Below are 21,165 nucleotides of genomic sequence, written 5' to 3'. Positions count from 1 at the left end.
AGATGGCAACAATTGTTGAAAAATTCTTTGCAAACAAAGACGAATTAACAGCTGAGCTTTCTTCAAGCCTTGAGCAAAGCCTTGTTGCAGGTATTAAAGAAGATGGTCGCGCGGTACTGATGGTATCGGGTGGCTCATCGCCAGCACCTGCTTATAAACACTTATCAAACCTTGACCTTGACTGGGCAAACATTGATGTTGCTATGGTTGATGAGCGTTGGGTTGATGCTGATCATGAAAAAAGTAATGAAGCTTTTATCAAAAGCACGCTATTACAAAACCATGGCGCTGCAGCTAATTTTGTAACAATGAAAAATGACGCATTAACGGCACAAAACGGTGTAGCTGAATGTGAAGCTGCATACAAAGCATTAAAGCGTCCTTTTGATGTGACAATTTTAGGCATGGGTCCTGATGGTCATACGGCTTCTCTTTTCCCTCATGCTGAAGGTCTAGAACACGGCCTTGCGACAGATGATTTAGTATGTGCAATTAACGCTATTGAAAGTGATGTGACTGGTAAAATCACCGAGCGTATGACGTTAACTTTATCTGCTATCGCAGATTCTAAAGTAGTGAAGCTTTTAATTAGCGGTGAAGAAAAACTGGCTGTTTATAAGCAAGCGAAAGAGGGGGGGGCAGTTGCTGATATGCCTTTACGTGCAGTATTGAATCACCCACATATCAATATTGAAGTTTATTGGGCCCCTTAAAAGCAGATTAAACCTAACTTTAAAAGCGAGCTGTTATGCTCGCTTTTTTGTTTTTAAATAATCACTTTTTGTGATTCATTTGAATCAATACGCTTTCTTTAAATAACGCTATAAAGTGTTAGACAAGAACAAAAGGGCTCTATATAATTAAAAATGACAACGCTGTCATTGTTATTGATTTTTATTCTCAGTATTCCTTTAGCTCATTCTGCCCAGAAAAAGTTAAAAAAATTTGTCCATGACAGCATGCTTTTGGAAACAAGCAAGTTTATTAAGCTAATTTATTGTTAGTTAAAAGGTTTTATATAACTTTTAGTTATGGTTAATAATTGCTCAGTGGAAACTAAAGCTTACAAAAATAGATGTTATTTTTAGTTATTGTCAAAATCTCACTCCTCAGGTCTTTTCATCTGCGATAACAGTCATGCTATATTTGCGCCGTTTATTTGTAACAATTCTTAAAAACTCAATATTAAACATTAGTTATATCAATAACTTGATTATTTTGTTGTAAATTTTTTGCACAAATTAACCAAAAAGATGTAGCACAAATGTAATTTAGAGTGTATGGTTTGTTACTAGATGACAGCGTTGTCATCATCACTGGGCAGAAGTGATATAAAAAACCAACAAAATGATTCAAGGGGAATCCTGTGTTAGCTAAAAATTTTAAGAAAAGCTTATTAGCAGTTAATATCGGCCTCGTAATGAGTGCTGGGTTCACTGGTGCTGCATACGCAGCAGAAGAAACTAAAGTTCAAGAAGATGTTGAAGTAATTGAAGTCCGCGGTATTCGCCGTTCACTTGAAGCTTCAATGAATACTAAGCGCTTTGCTGACAGCGTTGTCGATGCTGTTTCTGCTGAAGATATTGGTAAGTTTCCTGATGGCGATGTAGGTGAAGCACTTGGTCGTATTTCAGGTGTTGCAGTTAATCGTCAATTCGGTCAAGGTCAACAAGTGTCGATTCGTGGTGCTTCAAGCCAATTAACACGCACACTTTTAAACGGTCAAACTGTTGCATCAACAGGTTGGTATGACCAACAATCAATCGACCGTAGTTTCAACTACACACTTTTACCACCTGAACTAGTTGGTGAAATCCAAGTTTATAAATCTTCTCAAGCTGACGTTGTAGAAGGTGGTGTTGGTGGTACGGTTATCGTTAACACTCGTAAGCCGCTTGATCTTGACGCTGGTACGACTTTCTTAAGTGTAAAAGGCGATTACGGCACAATCTCTGAAGAAACAGATCCTCAAGTTTCTGGTTTGTTTAGCTGGAAAAATGATGAGGAAACATTCGGTTTACTAGGTTCAGTATCTTGGGCAGAAACAAATTATCAACGTAACGGTATTGAGTCACTTATCGGCTGGGGTGATATTGTGCCTACTACGTTCCAACAAGAACGTGAGCGTACTGCACTAAATGCAACTTTCCAATATCGTCCTACAGAAAACCTAGAGTTAGGCTTAAACATTATGAGCCTTGAGTTAGATGCAAACAATGCAAACACCTCAAACTTCGTGATGTTCCCAGACGACAAAGAAGCTGCATGTGAGCAAACAAATGCATCTGGTACATGTACTTTCTACCGTCGTACTGGTGAAGGTGCAAACCCGGGTTGGACTCAAACTTGGGCACGTATTGCAAGCATGTCATCTGACACAGCTGATTTCAGCCTTAAATACGAAGGTGAAAATTTCACATTAAAAGGTCGTTTCGGTACAACTGAATCAGAAGGTGGTACAGACCTAACTGCAAACTACGGTAACTTCATTGGTGTTCCATCTGATTATGCTGGTACTTATGATGCAACTGGCGATGTGATAAAAATTGATATTAATAACAAGTACTTTGAACCATCAGACTTTGCAGGTCCATTATCTCCAGCTGGTTGGGCTCTGAAAAAACAACCTAACACAGATGAAGAAACATATGCACAGGTTGATCTATCTTTCCCTGTAGACTTTGGTGCTATTACTGCAATCAAAACAGGTTTCCGTTGGGCAGACCACGAAGTAAAACAAGAAACTTACTCAACTACTTTAGTTGATACATTACCTAGTGGCGATGGTGAGACTTACTACTCAGGTACTATGTCATCAGGTGCTGGTTTCACTTTACCAGAGCCAGATTTTGACAAGATGGTAGCTGATGCACGTGCTGCAATTTCAAGCTTCGATAATGATTCAGCTGTATATCGTTCAGGTTACGGTACAATCGAAGAAGAAAACTTTGCAGTTTACGCAATGGCTGAATTCTCTGCAGAATCTATCCGCGGTAACTTCGGTTTACGTTATATCTCAACAGATGCAGAGTCAGATTACTACGGTTTTGCAAACGGTGAGTACGAGAGTTCACTTAGTACTGATAAAGCAAGCTACAACGACGTATTACCTAGCATCAATATCGCATTTGATTTAGCTGAAGATGTTATTTTACGTACCTCTGCAGCACAAGTTATTGCACGTCCTAACTACACTGATATGTTCTCTGCATCATCTTTTGCAGGTTACGCTGATGGTACAGCAAATAATGAGGTACTAACTAAAGGTAACGTTGGTCTTAACCCATTCAAAGCAACTCAAGCTGATTTAGGTATTGAGTGGTACTTTGATGGTGATGGTATGGTAAGTGCAACTTACTTCTTCAAAGACATCACATCATTTGTTACCTCAAGCCAAATCTTAAATCAACAAATTGGTGTCGTGGACCCTGATACTCAAGGTGATAACTGGACTCTATCTACTAAGCTAAATGCAAGTGGTGGTCAAATCGAAGGTATCGAGCTACAAATTCAAGATGGCTTTGATAGTGGCTTTGGTTACTCAGCAAACTACACATTTGTTGATGCACCATCAGAAGCTGAAAACTACCCAGATATGATCCCATTATTCTCAGATTCGTCTAAGCATACTGTGAATCTTGTGGGTTACTATGAAACAGATACTTACTCAGCTCGTTTAGCTTATAACTGGCGTTCAGAGTACATGATTCGTGAGCTTCCAGGCTTCTACGGTAACCGTGAGCACCAATCATACGGTACACTTGATTTCAGTGCTAACTACAGCGTAACTGATAATATTGACGTAACGTTTGAAGCTGTTAACTTAACTGAAGAAGATAGCGTACAAATCGGTGTTGCTCCTTCAGATGCAGAAGTTGTTCCAGAGCTTCGTAACGGCTACCCAGCTTGGAGCTTTGAAGGTGAAGCACGCTACAAGCTAGGTGTATCACTACGTTTCTAATTTGATTTAGATAACGAAATTAAGAAAGCCCAGCTCGTACTGGGCTTTTTTGTGAGTAATACCAATCCGCAATAATACTTAGTTATTTTGAGGGATTAAACCTGTCGCTACCTGCGTTAAAAATTTCTGATTTAGAACGACTAAATAACGAAATTTTTGCCTTGTTATCAACGAGGTTTTATTGCCTCAAAAAAGACCATTTAATTAAGCGAATTGGTATAAAAAGTGGGCGAGTATAAATGATAAAAAAAATCGCAATTGTTGGTGGCGGGACCGCAGGTTGGTTAGCTGCTAACCATTTAGGTCATGCACTGTTACAAAGTGGCATTGAAATTACATTAATCGAGTCACCTAATATTGCCAGCATCGGGGTTGGTGAGGGTACAGTTCCTTCGATGCGTAACTCTTTACAAAAGTTTGGTATCAGTGAAAGTGACTTTATCAATGAATGTGATGTTACTTTTAAGCAGTCAATCAAGTTTGTAAATTGGCTAGATAAACACAAACATGGTGCTAACTTTTACCATCATTTATTTGATCACCCACATATTTTTGGTGAGCAGTTAACACAGCAGTGGCTTGCTGAAGGAAGCGGTAATGATTACGCTGAGTTTGTTTCTAAGCAGCATGCGTGCTGTGAAAATAATTTAGCACCAAAAACAATTGCGACTCCACAATATGCCGGTGTCAACGGTTATGCCTATCATTTTGATGCTAAAAAGTTTGCTGCATTCTTAGGAAGTCATGCCACGCAACATTTTGCTGTTAAACACCTGTTTGCAGAAATTAAAGATGTCACCTGTGATGAGCATGGCTTCATTACACACCTAATCGACTCAGAAGGTACTGCCTTGCAGTTTGACTTTATTATCGATTGCTCTGGTTTTTCGGCTGCCTTTATAGGACAAAAGCTGGGAGTTGGTTTTGTTGATAAATCAGATAGCTTATTAACTGATACTGCAATCACATTGCAAGTGCCTACACAAAGCGATGATGAAATACCGCCCTACACAATTGCAACGGCACATCAAGCAGGGTGGATTTGGGATATTGCGCTTACAGAGCGAAGGGGAGTGGGTTTTGTTTATTCATCTAAGTATATGAGCGACGAACAAGCTCATGAAAAGTTACATCGTTACTTAGGTAACAAATTTGAGCACTTAACGCCAAGAAAGATCCCGATGAAAGTAGGGCACAGAGAAAAAATGTGGCACAAAAACTGTGTCGCCGTAGGGTTGTCGCAAGGGTTTGTTGAGCCACTTGAAGCCACAGCCATTTTAATTGCAGATTTTTCTGCGGGGTTATTAGCCAAACGCTTTCCTCGTACCCGAGATGATATTAACTTAGTTGCTGATGATTACAATCAGCATGTTAATTATGTATGGCAACAAACCTTTGATTTTATAAAAATGCATTACTGTATTTCGGATAGAACTGACTCGGCCTTTTGGCGTGATAACAAAAAAACCGACCAGTTATCAGAAAAACTAAAAAGTAACCTAGCACGCTGGCAGCGCTTTACACCGGTACGAGAAGACTTTGCCAGTAAGTTCGATTTATTTGACTTAGAAAACTACTTATATGTACTGTTTGGTATGCATTATGTACCGGCAAGGCAGCAAACCAAGCAGAGCGACAATCAACAAGTTGCTGAATTTAAACAGCAACGCATAAAGCAGTTATTGAATGAGCTACCTGAGCACAGGGAGCTGTTAGATAAAATAAAGAAATTTGGCTTACAGAAGTACTAAATTTCACTTAGATGATCTGGCTATCAAAGCTAGCCAGTTCATTCTATTCTAAAAAAAGAAGAGACAGATAATCGGCTGTTGTTTATGTCATTACTATACTTTTTGGTATTAAAAAGAGCTGCGCTATGCAGTAAGTTACTCTTATAAATTACTAGTCTATTCACTTTGGCTTCTATATTAATCACTTTTTCAAAAAGCTCTGTTGTTTCATTTAAGTAACCTTGATGAGTTGCGCTGTGTTTTTCTGTATCAGCAATCATTTGATGCACACTATTTTGATTATCGGCTGTCACTTTAATAATGTTATCGGGTAAGTATTTGTATATCCCTGTGCCACCCCATTCTTTTGGAGACAAATAATGCACAGCTGCAAATGTTTTATCATCGGTTGAATCAATATGTGGCATACGCTGCAACGTATTTAATTCATTTGCATTTTGAGTAACTAGTGAAAGTTTGCAGCGATGGAGATATAAATTGTTTTTACCACTTGTAATAGTTCCATGCTCTAAAAGCTCGCTAATTAACTGCTCAAAAGCACGATAATAGGGGGCTGGCATTTCATCACGCTTGCCTGGGTAGAGTGTTCCATCACTACCAAGAGGCTGAAAGTACGCAGTATTTGCGGCAAAGTGATAAACTGGCTCTAGGTATTTTAAAAAGTCATCAATAATGAACACTGCTTCATTAATTTCAGTAATGAATACACTGCTTACTTTATAGTCTTTATTTAATTGATAGCCTTCCATTGTTTGCCTCACTCATTCCATAATTATTGAATATACTAACAAAAATAGTGGCTTATGAGTGATAATATTTGCATGGTTATAGTTTGTTTTTTCGCCGTTTAAGGTTAATTGATAAGGTAGCTAAATTTGTTAATTTATAATGTACAAACTGCCACAAAATTTTCACTTCCTTTTTGTTGCCAAAACCTATAGGCTTTGGGCACTAACAGCAAAAACATATATAAAATTAATGGAGCAGTATCATGGCGGAGCAACAAGTACAGCCTTTACATAACGAAAAACATGCCAACATTAAAGTTCAAAATGGCATCAACATTGAGTTCATGAAAACTCAGCACTTAGTACCTGTGGTTGCACACGAATTTGCACGCATGGCAAATGAATTCCCAATGGCATTTGTTAAAAACAACGAATCAGGCCAATTCCAAGCAGTTGCTTTATTTGGTCTAGAGCCAGGCGAAAACCTTTTCATTCAAGATGATAAATGGACAGCTGCATTTGCACCTATGTCTATGACTCGTTACCCTCTTGGTCTTGTTAAGCACCCAGAAGCTGATCAGTTTGGTATTGTAATCGACGAAGCAAGCCCGCTTGTAAGCGAAGAAACGGGTAACGCACTTTTCGAAAACGGTGAAGAAACTGAATACCTTAAGCGTCGTAAAGAAGCACTTGTTTCTTTCATTGAGTTTTCTCAGGTAACTGAAGCATTCACTAAATACCTTGCAGATAAAGAACTACTTGTTGCACAAACGCTAACTGTAGAAATCAAAGGTGAGAAAAAAGACATCAACGGTATTTACCTTGTTGATGAGAAAAAACTTAACTCACTAAGCGATGAAGAGTTCTTAGATCTTCGTAAACGTGGCTATTTAGCACCTATCTACTCTTTCTTAACGTCTACTCACCAAGTAGCTCGTTTAGCACGTTTAAAAGCAGCAAAAGCTTAATTTTAAACTGCTAAAGAAAAAGCGCCATTAGGCGCTTTTTTTGTTTCTTTCATCGGTTAATGCTTGAAAAGCAGCGCCGAATTATTCACATTGGGCTTACAACTAAAAGAAATATAAGTGCCCCTATGCTAAAAACATTACTCACCTCAGCCATTGCGCTTAGCGCATTATCATTAAGTACCTTAAGTCACAGTGCCGAGCAGCCCTTTGCTATTGCCATTCATGGCGGTGCAGGGACGATTGAAAAGAGCCGCTTTACTCCAGAGCAAGAAAAAGCTTATCGCGCGAAATTAAAAGAAGCAGTAGAAACAGGCTATACCGTGCTTGAAAAAGGCGGCGAGAGCCTAGATGCCATCACCGCGGCAATTAATGTACTTGAGAACTCTCCGTATTTTAACGCCGGTCGCGGTGCTGTATATACCTATGATGGTGCCCATGAGCTTGACGCATCAATTATGGATGGCCGTACGCGCCAAGCAGGTGCTGTTGCTGGGGTTAAACATATTGAAAACCCCATCAATCTTGCTCGCCTAGTGATGGAAAAATCAGTGCATGTCATGCTCAGTGGTCAAGGTGCAGAAGAGTTTGCAAAAACGCAAGGTATGCCGCTGGTTGAAAACAACCTATTCGATACAGAAAATCGCTACAAAGCGTTATTAAAAGCGAAAGAAAAACTCGATAAACAAAAAGTAACGAGCAAAGATTACCAAGCAGCACACAAAGCGCTACCAGTTAATTATAAAATGGGTACGGTAGGTGCGGTTGCACTTGATAAAAACGGCAATATTGCTGCAGGTACTTCAACCGGTGGTATGACGGCAAAACGCTTTGGCAGAGTAGGCGACGCACCAGTAATTGGTGCAGGTACCTTTGCTGAGAACGAATCATGTGCAGTATCTGCAACCGGCCATGGTGAGTATTTCATTCGTTACAATGTGGCAGCAGACATTTGTGCTCGCGTAAAATACCAAGGTAAAACTATTGTTGAAGCAGGTAACGAAGTGATCCATGATGTTTTAATGCCAGTGGGTGGTACTGGTGGAGTGATCATCATTGATACCAAAGGTAATATTAGTTTGCCGTTTAACACTGCCGGAATGTATCGTGCGAGTAAATCAAATACATCACCAACTTATGTGGGTATTTTTAAAGGCGAATAATGGCATTCAGTAGGTGCCAGACATAAAAAACCGAGTTTGTAACTCGGTTTTTTATTGCTAATAAGGATTTATTGGCGATTAATCTTCACTTTGAATGGTGTTTCGTCTTGATTCGTTGAGCGATAAGGATTGATATCTAAACCGCCTCGGCGTGTATAGCGGGCATATACTTCAAGCTCTTCGAGATTTAGCTGTTGCATTAAATCACAGTAAATACGCTCTACGCATTGCTCATGAAATTCGTTATGAGTACGAAACGAAATCAAATATTTTAATAAGGCTTCATGGCAAATTGCTTGGCCTTTATAACGAATAATCACACTAGCCCAATCTGGCTGTGAGGTGATCAAACAGTTCGATTTTAGTAAATGGCTGTGCAGTGTTTCTGAGACAATGTCATCACCATGGTGGCGAAGTGAGCTTGCATCAATATCATAGCTCGTAATTTCGATATCAAGGTCATCGATACATTCTCCCGGTAACGCTGTAAATGGTAAACAGTTGAAATCGTCTGCTTGGTATAAATTAACCGTAACAGGCGCATTCACGGCCTCTGACAAGTCTTTACTAAGCGCGTGGTGTACATCTTCAATAGCTGCAAAACGTGTCTGATTAAAACTATTCAGATATAGCTTGAATGATTTTGACTCAATGATGTGACTGCTTTGGCAAGGAAATACAAATATTGCCACAGCGACCATAGGCTTACCCTTGCTATTTAGCCACGATAATTCATAGCCAGTCCAAATATCTTGACCTTTAAATGGTAAGTTATCTTCGCTAACCCCTAATGCATCACGGTTTAGTTTGCGGGCAATAGGAAACAATAAGCTTGGTGTATAGGTATCTACGTACTCTGTGCTTTTACCAAGAACACTGTTTTTCAGTTCGGGTGAGTTGCTGTAATCTGTCATCTTTACACTTTTGTAGTTACAATGGAGGCATTATACCTAAAGCCAATGAGTTTCGCAGTATGTCTGTTTCTACAAAATTAGATAAGTTACATCAAGCATTTAGTGAAAAATGCCTAGAACGCACAGGAAAGCTTCCTGTTATTGAACATGATACAGCATGGCCAAGTCCATGTGAGCAGGGCGAGGTTGATGAGCAGGGTCTTATTCAGTGGTGTGCAGTCCCACAGCAACCTGCCGGAAGTTTAGATGACTTAGCCAAAGCGCTTGAGTTATCTTTTCCTGATGACTTAAACCCATTGTTTGGTCATTTATATGCGGGTAATTTGTTATTGAGTGTTGATGATCATCACATTGAACTGCTCCAAGCATGGAATGAAGATGATTTTAGCCGCTTACAGCAAAATATTACCGGTCACGTGCTGATGAAGCGTAAGTTAAAGCAACCAGAAACGGTGTTTATTGGCCTGACAGAACAAGATGATTTACTTATTACTGTGCTAGTAGAAAGCGGTGAGGTTTGCTTAGAATACGTAGGTAAGAAACCACATCATGTGTTAGCAAATAGCATTAGTGAATTTTTAGATAAAGTAACGGTTTAACTGTTTGGTTAAAAAGGGGCTATCGCCCCTTTTTTGTGTTTGAAAGCAAGTTATTGAAAATCCCACGAGATATTAGAAACAATACCGCAAGGCTCACAACAAAAATCAAATAAACCAAACCAAGGTTCAGATAATTTCCAGTCGCCATCACAGCTTGGGCAGCGACGTTTTAGCTCTGACTCTTTATCCACTCCGCCAACACGATATAAATAATAATAAACCGGCTTCTTTGTTAAGTAACTAATACGCTTAGTGATATCGCGACCACGGCGATATAAGTCACTGTTGATGCTAGTCAGCTCTTCAAGAGCAGGAAATTCACAACGGGTAGCACCATTAATCTGAATTTGATCGCATGCTTGCCAGTCTTCTTGCCATTTTATCAGTGTTTTGTAATCGCCATTGGCAATCGCCGGAATACGAAATAACGGTACGGGTAAAAAGTCATCACCGCAATAAAGAGGGCTGCAGGTGTGAACATAAGTGGTATATAAAATATAGCATGAGGGGTCATTACACATGTCTGCGCCATTTGAGTGAATGTCTTGGCCGACCACTTTAACTTTTGGTGCTAGTAATCCTGCAGTGTTTAATTGCTCAATACTGTGCTTTACAAACGGGCTATGATTGAGTGGATGCATTGCATCTTCGGTTGGGCACATCACTCGGGTAATAAAAAATCCATCCTTTAAAACGGTTGGAAATTCGTCACCAATAATTTGGCCGTTAAAACGAAGTGCATTGACCAGGCGATTTATCGCCTGCTCAGCAAGTTCTAAGGTAGTATCTTGGTAGCAATCAAAAGTCAGATCGACAACAAACATTATTTCTTCTCAAGCAGTGCTAATAACCTATCCAATTTAGCTTCAATACGATCCAATTGACTTTCTTTTGGTGTAATTAGTTGTTCATTCGACGGGTTATTTATGAAATTATTAATTGAATCCGGGTTGTTTTTATATTGGCTAACAGCTGCGATGATCACAGGCATCGGCATTGGTTGAGTTAGCTTACTTTTGGTTAAGGCAACTGTCGGGGTTTTACCTTCATCAAGAAGGGTTTTAATTGCATCAAATACAACGGCATTCATTTTTGTGTTAACTCTTTAATAAAGACTAAAAAGCACCGCAGTATATGGGCTGCAGTGCGCGCGTATGGTAGCAATAATAGATGTGGAGTGAAATTACTTTCCTTATTTACGAGCTAAAAATTGTAATTCGAGCTCGTAAATAAGTTAGCTGAAGTTACTGGCGTAACCTTGCATCTAATTCATCAATCACTTCACTCCAAGCACCATCTTCAGCAAGTGATTCTGCTAAAAAGTGTTGCTGAGCTTCATCCCAAAAAGGTGCCTCCTGCAATAGGGTCGTATCAGACAGTTGATGTGATGCTATAAAAGCATCTATTTCACTTTCTTTGCTTGGCAAACCAAGTTGTGCAAATAGTGTCGAAATGTCATGTTTTGTCGTATCCATAGTTCTGCTCCTTGTGTATGGCGATAATTATTACTGCTTGAACTTAATGATGATGAACAGCAGTTTAACTTACGCTGAATTTGTCTTTAATCGCAGTAGGGTATATACCTTATAGTCTAGTACTAAAATAATAAAACAAATAAAAGGATGAGTATTTTGACAGTTGCTGAACCCGAAACCTTAAGTGTGCAATACCTAAGTGCTGAAGATATTAGCACTGCTGCAAGCCTTATTTATCAGGCTTATCATGATGACCCTGTTCTTCAGAATGTACTAGGTTTTCAAAAAGATAGCCCAAGTAAATATGAAACTAAATTACGTGCTTTGGTGCGTGAAGAGCTGGCAAGTTTTTGGCAAGAAAAACAGCCATTAATAGGCCTTTACTCGCAAAGTAGATTAAAAGCGATTGCTTGTGTATTTGATTCTGCAAGTGAACTACAAGCTGAACGATATTGGCATTGGCGCTTAAAGTTGATGCTCAGTGCAGGCTATTTACAGACAAATCAGCTTATAGAAAAAGAGCGCACTATCCGTGAAGCTCTTTCGAGCAAAGGTCATTATTTGTTTTTAACCTTCATTGCCGTTGACCCACACTTTCAGGGACAAGGCTTAGGGCGCTATTTGCTTCGTGGTCTTAATGATTTAGTTGAATCAAGCAATCAAGCAAGCGGGTTAGCAGTATTTGTTACCCGCCCTGAGCAACGTGAATTTTTTAGCTCTGAAGGGTTTGACGTATTCAAGGGTCTTAGTTTTAATCAAGTCGAAGGAGATTTGATGTTTAAAGCTGCAAATTGATGAAAGGACGTTTTGGAAATAGCAATGTGAGATAAGTCTTACATTGCTGTGCGCATTGTCAGTTTAATGCTGTTATTTTTGTACCTAAAATCGTTCATCTTAGTGATTTTAAAGGGTTTATTGTTTTTGTCTTTTTTGTGACATGGAAAAAATTACTTTTTATGCCTATCAAGAATTCCTCGTTTCTCTAAACTTAACAATGTCAGTAAGACACAGGTTCAATGATTGAACTGATGCCAAGGATTAGGATTATGGCAACAAAGCAAGATGCTTAGCAGGAAGCAAAGGGACAAGAGCTAGGGAAGCAAGGAAGAACGAGGACACTGCCAGGATGCAGTACAATCGCGGAGCGATTGAAAAGGACTGACCAAAGGATGAATTTAGCAGGAAGCTAAAAGGAGCGTTTGGAAAACGAAGTGGAGAGCCATTGACGGCAAGAGGACGGCACTAGGATGTGTTAAATGTTACATGAAGTAGCATGGTGGGTGTATCGGATGTATACCCGTTCAGGGGAAAGATAAAAAGGCAGCTTCGGCGTAAGTAAGGATACTTAATCATGGAAGTAGCAAGATTGGGGCGTGGCTAATAGCTACGCCTTAGTTCTTTATAGGGTTTGCATTTTTCGCAGTAACAGTTAATTTGTAAAACTCGCAACTCGCAACTCGCAACTCGCAACTCGCAACTCGCAACTCGCAACTCGCAACTCGCAACTCGCAACTCGCAACTCGCAACTCGCAACTTAAATCTTATGGGGCGGTATTACTACACTTTTAAGCATTTCATTTTCCATGATCAAAACACCTTGATACACGCTTTGTCCATCACTTGAAAACTCAAAAATAAACTCGCTTTTAATGCCTGGTTTACCGCTTTTTAAAATGCCAATTCTGCGTTTGTTACAAGCAACACTCATCAATTGCACATTCAATTGCTCAATTTGTCTCTGCGCATGAAGGTTAGCAGCTTCGGCTACTTTTCTGTTTAACCAAAAAAAATAGATGATGCTGCCAATGATGATGAGTGTCCACAAACCTGCCATTTACGAAAATAACCTTCCAATTGCTCGAGCGAGTGTTTCGCTACGATTTTCTTGTCTTAATAAACCAAGTAAGTGAGGGCGAATACTAGGAATTGCAACTAAATCGGTGAAAATACTCACAAACAGCTGCTCAATCTCAGTATGGTGCGCACAGCAATCCATAAACACATGTAAGCGGTCAGGGTCTTCTAGCGTGCTAAAACAACGCCCTGCAATCGTTAATAGTACATCAGAGTGGTTGTTCATATCCGAGCGTAATACAGCATCAACAAGTTGTGCAGTTAAACCTTGCGCCGGTGTTTTTGATAAACTTCTAAGAGCTGCGACAAGGGCGATGTCGTCTTTATGCTCTATGGCATTTAAACCATAGGCTAACAATTGCTCTGCAAACACGGGTTCGATTGCAACATGTTCAAGCATGGCACTAAGCGGCTGTAATACTTCTACAGGTAATTGCCCCCAAGCTGCTTGTAGGTTCGCTAAGTTGTTGTCGTTATCTAAACGCATTGCAAAATCAGCAATACCTTGTACTGCAACACTTTGCCAATTATCAAAACCAAGCTTGCCTGAAAAATAAAGCTGAGCATATTCGTAATACTGTGAGGCACTTTGTTTAAGTAAACATTTAACCTGCGCATTAAATGCTGCTAGCTTGTTCGCGTTTGGCGTAAATACATACGGATTGTTATCTAGTTTGCCTTCGGCATTTTCACTGGTAATTTCAGTGCCGAGTGCTTCAATTACCATATTCGCGAAGTGGTCGCGGCTTGCGCTTACTAGGCGGCTTTGCTCATCTAGTGGGAATTTTAAAAACCATACATAAGGTTCTTTAGACGCTTTTACATCCCAAAATTGAATAGCAAGCCAAGCATGACCAGCAAGCGGGTATGGGTAAGGGATTTTTGTCTCTTCAATGGCAAGAAATTGTTTTTTGTCTAATTTAGTGATGTGTCTGCCAATATCGAAGGCACGCCAAGTGGTACCTGCTGCATCCAGAAGTTGCCCTAAAGTGGCGATCTGCTCAGTCATAAAATCTCAATTACCGTTATTAATCTATATCAGTCGTGAATTATACGCCATACCATGGCGCCTTGGAACAGGGTATACTAGGGTCTGTTTACCTTCCCTAAGTAAAAAGGTATTAAGAGTTTTACAATGCATCAACAGACTTTGGCGCTGCTGCGCGAATTAGAATCCACATTACAACGCCATTCATTTTGGCAAACAACAGCCATTGACCCAAGTGCGCTCAATTCAAGTGTACCGTTTTGCCACGACACTATGGCCTTTGAGCAATGGCTGCAATTTGTTTTTCTTGAAAAAATGCATACCTTAATTGCACATGCTCAGCCTTTACCCCGTAATTTTGCAATTGCACCTATGGCTGAAATGATGCTGGCACAACACAGTGGCGGAAATGATGTGATTACCGTTTTACAAAAACTCGATCAACTTTTAAGTGATAACTAACATGCAAGAGATTGTTAAGCCACAATTTGACGAGTTAACGATTTTGTACCGCGATGAAAATTACATTGCGATTGATAAACCGTCAGGTTTATTGGTTCACCGTTCGTTTTTAGATAAACACGAAACCCAATTTGCTATGCAAATGCTGCGTGACCAAATTGGTCAACACGTGTTTCCTGTACATCGTTTAGATAGACCAACGTCCGGCGTATTGCTGTTTGCGTTAAGTTCAGAAGCAGCCCGTGACATGAACCAGTTATTTATTGATGGGCAAATTGAAAAACGTTACTTAGCTTTAGTCAGAGGCTTTTTAAACGAATCAATCTTCTTAGATAAACCTTTAAAAGAAGAGCTTGATAAAATTGCCGATAAGTTTGCTGATCAAGATAAAGCACCGCAAGAAGCACAAACGCAATTTCATTGCCTGCACCAAGCAAGCTTACCTATTCCAATAGGTAAGTACCCAACAGTTCGTTACTCGCTGGTGGAGTGTTTTCCAAAAACTGGTCGCAAGCATCAAATTCGTCGTCATTTAAAGCATTTATCATTGCCAATTATTGGTGATGTAAATCATGGTGATAATCAGCATAATCAATTTTTTAGAGAACATTTTCAGCTTCGTCGTTTAATGTTATTTGCCTCTGAATTAAAGTTTGTGCACCCTTATAGCAAGCAACCAATAACAATTAAAGCGCCATTAGGCGATGCAATGTTAACGATTTGCCAGCAACTTGGCTGGCCAACAGAAGAAAAGGATTATTATGGCAACCATTAGTATTTTTGTCGGCAGTGTTTACGGCGGTGCCGAGCGCTTAAGCGAACAAGTTATTGAAGTCATTGAAAAGTCAGAGCATCAAGCGCAATTAGTTGAAAATGGCACGGTTGATGACATGCTGGCAGCGTCACATATTTTAGTGATCACATCAACGACGGGTCAGGGGGATATTCCTGATAACTTAGTCGCTTTATACAGCCAACTGAATGATCAATTCCCTATGTTAACAGGCAAGCAATACGGCATTATTGCTATGGGTGACCGTAGCTATGGCGATACGTTTTGTGGCGCAGGTCGCAGTTTTGATGAGCTGTTTCGTGATTTACAGGCAAAACCTGTTGGTCATCGTTTAGAAATTGATGCCTGTGAAGATTTTGAGCCTTGGCCTGTTACTGAGCCATGGTTAAATGAATGGCTGACAAAAATTAGCTAGTGTCTCTTAAAAGTGCTGATTGAATAAGCAATTGGCACTTTCCCCTTGGTTTTTCGAGTACAGAATCTGTGACCTTGGTGATATACTAGAGCATCATTTTATGAGGCTGTTATGATTTCAAAAAACCAACTGAAACTAATTCGTGCATTAGGTCAAAAGAAATACCGAAAGCAATATAACCAGTACCTTGTTCAAGGCGAAAAAAATGTACTTGAATTACTAAACAGTGGTTTAAGTGTTGTTCATATTTTTGCGACCCCTGCATTTATTTCTGCGCACCAACCTGCGCTTGCAGCCCATCAAGTCATTGAAGCAGACGAAGACAGCCTAACTAAAGCCAGTACGCTCGTTAGTAACAACGCCGCCATTGCTGTTGTTGATATGCCAAGTCAGCAATCGTTACCAAAGTCGGGATTAATTTTAGCCCTTGATGGTGTGTCGGATCCGGGTAATTTGGGCACGATTATTCGTGTTGCTGATTGGTATGGTATTAAGCATATTGTTACAAGCGCAGACAGTGCGGATGCTTATAACCCGAAAACTATTAGCGCAACCATGGGTTCATTTGCTCGCGTGTGTGTCTCGCAAACTGACTTAAGCAATTACTTGTCTAGTTTAAACCTTCCTGTGTATGGTGCATTTTTAGAAGGCGAGAACATCCACAAAACCGCTCTAAAGCAAGATGCGGTATTACTAATGGGCAGTGAATCTCATGGTATACGTACTGATTGCGAAAGCTTAGTTACTGATAAAATAACTATTCCGGCATATGGCCAAGCAGAATCGCTCAATGTAGCTATGGCAACAGGTATTATTTTAGATAATTTTAAGCGCCACGCTTAACCTTTTACCCTAAAATGGGTTAAATTGAAGAATAACAATAAAAATCGGTAAAACAATTAGATGCGCTTAAGCACCATAAAATTAGCGGGTTTCAAATCGTTTGTTGAACCCACTAAGATCCCATTTCCTGATCAGATGACGTGTGTTGTCGGCCCGAACGGCTGTGGCAAATCAAATGTCATCGATGCAGTGCGTTGGGTGCTAGGTGAAAGCTCAGCTAAAAACTTACGTGGCGATGCCATGACCGATGTTATTTTTAATGGCTCTACTAATCGAAAACCTATTTCGCAAGCCTCTGTTGAATTAGTTTTTGATAACACTAGTGGTCACCTTCCAAATACCTTTGCTGATCGAAACCAAGTGGCGATTAAGCGTTTAGTGACGCGAGATGGCCAGTCAATTTATTTCCTAAATGGCAGTAAATGCCGTAAGCGTGATATTACCGATATCTTTTTAGGCACTGGTCTTGGCCCGCGCAGCTATGCGATTATTGAGCAGGGCATGATCTCGCGTTTAATTGAGAGCAAACCGGCTGATTTACGTGTTTTTTTAGAGGAAGCCGCGGGGGTTTCAAAATACAAAGAGCGTCGACGTGAAACGCAAACCCGCATTAAAAGTACCCGCGAAAACCTTGAACGTTTACTTGATGTAAGACAGGAATTACAAACACAGCTTGATAAGCTTGCGGTGCAATCAGTCGATGCTAAAAAATACCGAGAGCTAAAAGCCACTGAGCGCACCTTAAAAGGGCAAATTGCGGTTTTAAAGTGGCAGAAGTTACACCAACAACAAATCGAGAAAGCTGAGCAAATTAATAAACTTAAAGAGCAAATCAAGTTCTTTAAAGAAGCGCATTCTGGCCATGATGATGTTTTAGCAAGTCTTGAAAATCAGGTGCAGCTTGAGCAGCAAAAACAGCAAGACGCACAGCAGGCTCAGCATCAAACACACACTGATTTGACGCGCAAAGAGCAGCAACAGATCAGCTTAAAGCAGCAACAGCAAACACTTAGCCAAAACCTTATCAAACAGCAACAACTGCAGTTACAAAATAAAGAGCTGCAAGAAGAGCAACACGCCTCAGCCGCCATTTTACAAGAGCAGCTACAAGAAGCGATTGAGCAAAGTTTGTTGTGCGCTGAGCAAGTAGCAGAGGTTGAAGAACAAGTTGCTTTGCAACAGCAAAGCACGCAAAGTGCTAATGAGCAATATCAAAGCGTATTACAGAAAAATCAAGCTCATAGCAGTGATATTACTGTCGCAAAAAGTCAGCTAAGGCATTTTGCACAGACACTTGCACAACTTGAATCTCAGCAGGCACAACTCGCCGCTGAAATTAGTGAGCTTGAAGCCTCCCCAGTTGCAGCACAAATTGCTGAGCAGCAACAGCATATTCAAACATTGACAAAAGAACTTGCGCAGCAGCAAAGTGCGCTGAATAAGCTAACTCAGAATCTAGAACAAGCTGATAAAGAGCAACAGCACTTAGAACAGGATTTTAGACGGGTTCAACAGCACAGTAATGAAAATAGAGCCAGCATTGCTGCGCTTAATTCCTTGCTAGTAGAGCAAACTGACAGCGGGAGTGTCTCTTTATTAGCGCAGTTAAAAGTTACTTCTGGCTTTGAGCCTTTAGTTGAGCAAGCTCTGCTAGGTCTAGAGCATCTAAAGGTGAATCAACATAAAGAGGCTAACAGTGTTTGGCCTGCGACTGATAGTGCTGCGTTACCAAAAGAGTCATTAGCTAATTATATCGAAACGGGTGTTTACCCTGATTTATTAGCACGGTTTGCTTTTCAACCCCATTTTGATGAAGCTATTTTAGCGGATCCTTTTTGGTTAGCTGTTATTGATGAAGAAGGCCATATTCATGGGCGTAACTTTCACTCTAATGCCAATAAAGACGCCGATAATTCATTGCTTTTAAAGCATGCCCAGCTCAGTGATGCACAGCAGTTAGATGAAGAACTCAACGAGCAATTAGAAACAAAGCAGCAATTGCTAAATGAGCATCTAGCACATAAGAAAACGCTTATCGCTGACAAAGAGCAATACAGAGAGCGAATTCACCAAGCGGCTCAGCAGATAGCATCGGCCAGCACGCGACGTGACATGTTGCTAGAGCAGCAAACGCAGTGGCAAAACCAGCTTGTAAAGTTACAGCAGCGTCAAACTTTATTGGCTGAGCAAAAGCAAAATGCTGATGAGCAGCAACAAACTCAGCAGTGTTTACTTGAACAATTGCTAGAGCAGCAATTAGAACTTGAAATTGAGTTAGAGCAAGCAAAACACCAGCAAACTGAAGCAAATAACCGTTATCGCCAAGTTGCTTCTCAGCTTGAGCAATATAAAACTCAGGCGCATCAAGCAAACTTGGCTGAGCAAAAAGCTCGCAGTGAGTGTCAACTTAGCGAAACTAAATTGCAACACGCCAATGCAGCGCAAAATGCTGCGAGTGAAGCGGTATTAGAGCTCAACGAGCAGCTAGAAGAATTAGTGATCCCGCTTGAAGAGGTGGCAGAGCAAATTATGCTACTGCTTGAAAAGCATCAACAAAGTGATGTTGAGCTGAAAAACTTGCAAGCGGCCTTGAGTCAAGCTAAAAAGGAGCTTGCTGATAAGCAAACAGCGCTGAAATCATCGCAATCTGAGCTAGTTACGCTACAAGAGCAGTTGCAAGCATTAGCACTGGATGAGCAAAGTTTAATCGTTAAAGCTCAAGCGGCTTTAGAGCCACTTGCAGAACTGGAACAAAATTTAAAAACAGTACTTGAAGAATTGCCTGACAATGCCAATTTAAATAGCATGCAAACTAGGCTGACAAAAACCACACAAGCTTTAAATGAGCTCGGCGCTGTGAATTTAGCGGCAATTGATGAGTTTGAGCAGGCTAAACAACGCAGCGATTATTTAAATCAGCAACTTGATGATTTAACGCAAGCGCTAAATACCCTGGAAGGGGCGATTCAAAAAATAGACCGAGAAACAAAAAACCGTTTTAAGGCGACGTTTGAACAAGTAAATACAGACTTTGGGGAATTATTCCCGAAAGTATTTGGTGGTGGCAGTGCTTACCTCGAATTGACCAGTGATGATCTACTTGAAAGTGGGGTGAGCATCATGGCTAGACCACCAGGAAAGAAAAATTCGACAATTCACCTGCTTAGTGGTGGAGAAAAAGCGCTGACCGCATTATCATTGGTGTTTTCAATATTCAGGCTCAATCCAGCTCCATTCTGTATGCTAGATGAAGTGGATGCACCATTGGATGATGCGAACGTGGGTCGTTTTTGCCGTTTGGTAGAAGAGATGTCACAATCAGTACAATTTATTTATATTAGTCATAACAAAATTGCTATGGAAATGGCAGGCAGGTTGACTGGTGTAACTATGGCTGAGCCAGGCGTATCTCGTATGGTGGCTGTAGATATAGAACAAGCTGTGCAAATGGCACAAGCATAAAATTTAATTAGGCATATCAAATAATAAAGGTGAGGGGATGGCCGAAGAATTAAGATGGGCTTTAATCGTAATCAGTGTATTTGTCATTGGTGGTTTATTAATTCACGGCTTATGGTCGGTGCGAAAAAAGGACAGTCCAGATGCGCCTTCAGTGGAACGGGTTGAACCAACTGAAACAACCAGTGAAGTTCAAGAACCAACGAAAGCAATGTCACAAGAGCGTGATGAACCAGAGTTTGGTGATTTAAGCTTTTCAGCAGAAAGTCACGATGAACCGGTTGTTTCAGAAGAAGTGGTTGAAGAAACTGAGATTCAGCAAGAAGAAACAGATCAAGAGCAAGCAGATGCTCAAGGACCAAGTGATTTCATTATTGTGCATTTGCAAATGCCAGAAGGCTTAACCATGGCTGGCAGCCAACTATTACCAGCTGTTAATATGTTAGGTTTTAAGTACTCTGAAGAAGGTTTCTTTAACCGTCATTTAGACCCAGCAGGCACTGGTCCTGTTTTATTCCGTTTAGTGAATATGTATAACCCTGGCACGTTCGATATTGATAATATGGAACAATTTAGCACTGCGGGAATTAGCTTATTTATGACCCTTCCATGTGATGGTGATGGTCTAAGTGCATTTAATATGTTGCATAGTGCAGCTAAAAAGTTAGCCGATGAATTTGGCGCAACTATTTTAGATAGCAACCGTGAAGAAATGACGGTTGAAAGCGTTCGTGAGTATGTTGAGAAAGTTCGCAGCTTTTCAGCTTAATCGCACGCACAGATGATAAGTATTAG

At 40.4% G+C, this 21,165-nt stretch carries 20 protein-coding genes; 13 read left to right on the top strand and 7 right to left on the bottom strand.

From position 1 onward, the window contains the following. Positions 1-2 precede the first annotated feature (2 nt). The 3 genes from pgl to EVU92_RS15005 all read left to right on the top strand — a co-directional run bounded on the left by pgl (position 3) and on the right by EVU92_RS15005 (position 5,712). Positions 3-713, top strand: coding sequence for a 6-phosphogluconolactonase (gene pgl / locus EVU92_RS15015; RefSeq protein ID WP_130051884.1), 711 nt, complete (start codon positions 3-5; stop codon positions 711-713). A 653-nt stretch (positions 714-1,366) separates the two neighbouring features. After that, positions 1,367-3,961 (top strand): TonB-dependent receptor, encoded by a 2,595-nt coding sequence (locus EVU92_RS15010; RefSeq protein ID WP_168990027.1) that lies wholly within the window; start codon positions 1,367-1,369, stop codon positions 3,959-3,961. Between the two features lie 239 nt (positions 3,962-4,200). Then, positions 4,201-5,712 (top strand): tryptophan halogenase family protein, encoded by a 1,512-nt coding sequence (locus tag EVU92_RS15005; RefSeq protein ID WP_130051883.1) that lies wholly within the window; start codon positions 4,201-4,203, stop codon positions 5,710-5,712. A 38-nt stretch (positions 5,713-5,750) separates the two neighbouring features. Here the strand turns inward: EVU92_RS15005 and EVU92_RS15000 are convergent, their stop codons facing one another. Beyond that, positions 5,751-6,461: a DUF6445 family protein gene (locus EVU92_RS15000; protein ID WP_130051882.1), complete on the bottom strand. Its 711-nt coding sequence runs from the start codon at positions 6,459-6,461 to the stop codon at positions 5,751-5,753. A gap of 242 nt (positions 6,462-6,703) precedes the next feature. Here EVU92_RS15000 and EVU92_RS14995 point away from each other — a divergent pair, with 242 nt between their 5' ends. After that, positions 6,704-7,408: a SapC family protein gene (locus EVU92_RS14995; protein ID WP_130051881.1), complete on the top strand. Its 705-nt coding sequence runs from the start codon at positions 6,704-6,706 to the stop codon at positions 7,406-7,408. 125 nt (positions 7,409-7,533) lie between these two features. Next, positions 7,534-8,568: an isoaspartyl peptidase/L-asparaginase gene (locus EVU92_RS14990; protein WP_130051880.1), complete on the top strand. Its 1,035-nt coding sequence runs from the start codon at positions 7,534-7,536 to the stop codon at positions 8,566-8,568. Positions 8,569-8,636: 68 nt separating this feature from the next. On the opposite strand, the gene queF is transcribed toward EVU92_RS14990, so the two are convergent. Then, positions 8,637-9,482 carry an NADPH-dependent 7-cyano-7-deazaguanine reductase QueF gene (gene queF / locus EVU92_RS14985; protein WP_130051879.1) on the bottom strand — a complete coding sequence of 282 codons (846 nt, stop codon included), beginning with the start codon at positions 9,480-9,482 and terminating at the stop codon, positions 8,637-8,639. 59 nt (positions 9,483-9,541) lie between these two features. Between queF and syd the strand changes: the two genes are divergently transcribed. Further along, positions 9,542-10,081, top strand: coding sequence for a SecY-interacting protein (gene syd, locus EVU92_RS14980; RefSeq protein ID WP_130051878.1), 540 nt, complete (start codon positions 9,542-9,544; stop codon positions 10,079-10,081). Positions 10,082-10,131: 50 nt separating this feature from the next. Here syd and EVU92_RS14975 read toward each other — a convergent pair whose 3' ends face one another. The 3 genes from EVU92_RS14975 to EVU92_RS14965 all read right to left on the bottom strand — a co-directional run bounded on the left by EVU92_RS14975 (position 10,132) and on the right by EVU92_RS14965 (position 11,556). Further along, a complete protein-coding gene (locus tag EVU92_RS14975; RefSeq protein ID WP_130051877.1) occupies positions 10,132-10,905 on the bottom strand; it encodes a Zn-ribbon-containing protein in 774 nt (257 codons plus the stop codon). Then, positions 10,905-11,171 (bottom strand): hypothetical protein, encoded by a 267-nt coding sequence (locus tag EVU92_RS14970; RefSeq protein ID WP_130051876.1) that lies wholly within the window; start codon positions 11,169-11,171, stop codon positions 10,905-10,907. Before EVU92_RS14970 ends, EVU92_RS14975 begins: the two co-directional genes overlap by 1 nt. Positions 11,172-11,325: 154 nt before the next feature. Beyond that, on the bottom strand, positions 11,326-11,556 hold the full coding sequence (locus tag EVU92_RS14965; RefSeq protein WP_036969581.1) for a DUF2789 domain-containing protein: 231 nt from the start codon (positions 11,554-11,556) through the stop codon (positions 11,326-11,328). A 147-nt stretch (positions 11,557-11,703) separates the two neighbouring features. Between EVU92_RS14965 and EVU92_RS14960 the strand changes: the two genes are divergently transcribed. Next, positions 11,704-12,351 (top strand): GNAT family N-acetyltransferase, encoded by a 648-nt coding sequence (locus tag EVU92_RS14960; protein WP_130051875.1) that lies wholly within the window; start codon positions 11,704-11,706, stop codon positions 12,349-12,351. Positions 12,352-13,090: 739 nt separating this feature from the next. On the opposite strand, the gene EVU92_RS14955 is transcribed toward EVU92_RS14960, so the two are convergent. After that, positions 13,091-13,390: a DUF3301 domain-containing protein gene (locus EVU92_RS14955; protein WP_130051874.1), complete on the bottom strand. Its 300-nt coding sequence runs from the start codon at positions 13,388-13,390 to the stop codon at positions 13,091-13,093. Then, positions 13,391-14,419, bottom strand: a complete 1,029-nt coding sequence (locus EVU92_RS14950) for a DUF3549 family protein (RefSeq protein ID WP_130051873.1) — start codon at positions 14,417-14,419, stop codon at positions 13,391-13,393. 126 nt (positions 14,420-14,545) lie between these two features. Between EVU92_RS14950 and EVU92_RS14945 the strand changes: the two genes are divergently transcribed. The 6 genes from EVU92_RS14945 to zipA all read left to right on the top strand — a co-directional run bounded on the left by EVU92_RS14945 (position 14,546) and on the right by zipA (position 21,139). Beyond that, positions 14,546-14,860, top strand: coding sequence for a YqcC family protein (locus EVU92_RS14945; protein WP_130051872.1), 315 nt, complete (start codon positions 14,546-14,548; stop codon positions 14,858-14,860). Position 14,861: 1 nt separating this feature from the next. Further along, positions 14,862-15,635, top strand: a complete 774-nt coding sequence (gene truC, locus EVU92_RS14940; RefSeq protein ID WP_130051871.1) for a tRNA pseudouridine(65) synthase TruC — start codon at positions 14,862-14,864, stop codon at positions 15,633-15,635. Continuing rightward, positions 15,622-16,068, top strand: coding sequence for a flavodoxin (locus tag EVU92_RS14935; RefSeq protein WP_130051870.1), 447 nt, complete (start codon positions 15,622-15,624; stop codon positions 16,066-16,068). The genes truC and EVU92_RS14935 overlap by 14 nt, the downstream gene beginning before the upstream one ends. Positions 16,069-16,179: 111 nt before the next feature. Then, a complete protein-coding gene (locus EVU92_RS14930) occupies positions 16,180-16,911 on the top strand; it encodes an RNA methyltransferase (protein WP_130051869.1) in 732 nt (243 codons plus the stop codon). Between the two features lie 60 nt (positions 16,912-16,971). After that, complete coding sequence (locus tag EVU92_RS14925; RefSeq protein ID WP_130051868.1) at positions 16,972-20,373, top strand: AAA family ATPase; 3,402 nt, start codon at positions 16,972-16,974, stop codon at positions 20,371-20,373. 37 nt (positions 20,374-20,410) lie between these two features. Further along, positions 20,411-21,139, top strand: a complete 729-nt coding sequence (gene zipA, locus EVU92_RS14920) for a cell division protein ZipA (RefSeq protein WP_130051867.1) — start codon at positions 20,411-20,413, stop codon at positions 21,137-21,139. Positions 21,140-21,165 lie beyond the last annotated feature (26 nt).

Origin of the sequence: Pseudoalteromonas sp. MEBiC 03485, from assembly GCF_004195145.1 — a bacterium.
GTDB lineage: Bacteria > Pseudomonadota > Gammaproteobacteria > Enterobacterales > Alteromonadaceae > Pseudoalteromonas > Pseudoalteromonas apostichopi.
This window is presented reverse-complemented; position numbering and strand designations above follow the sequence as displayed.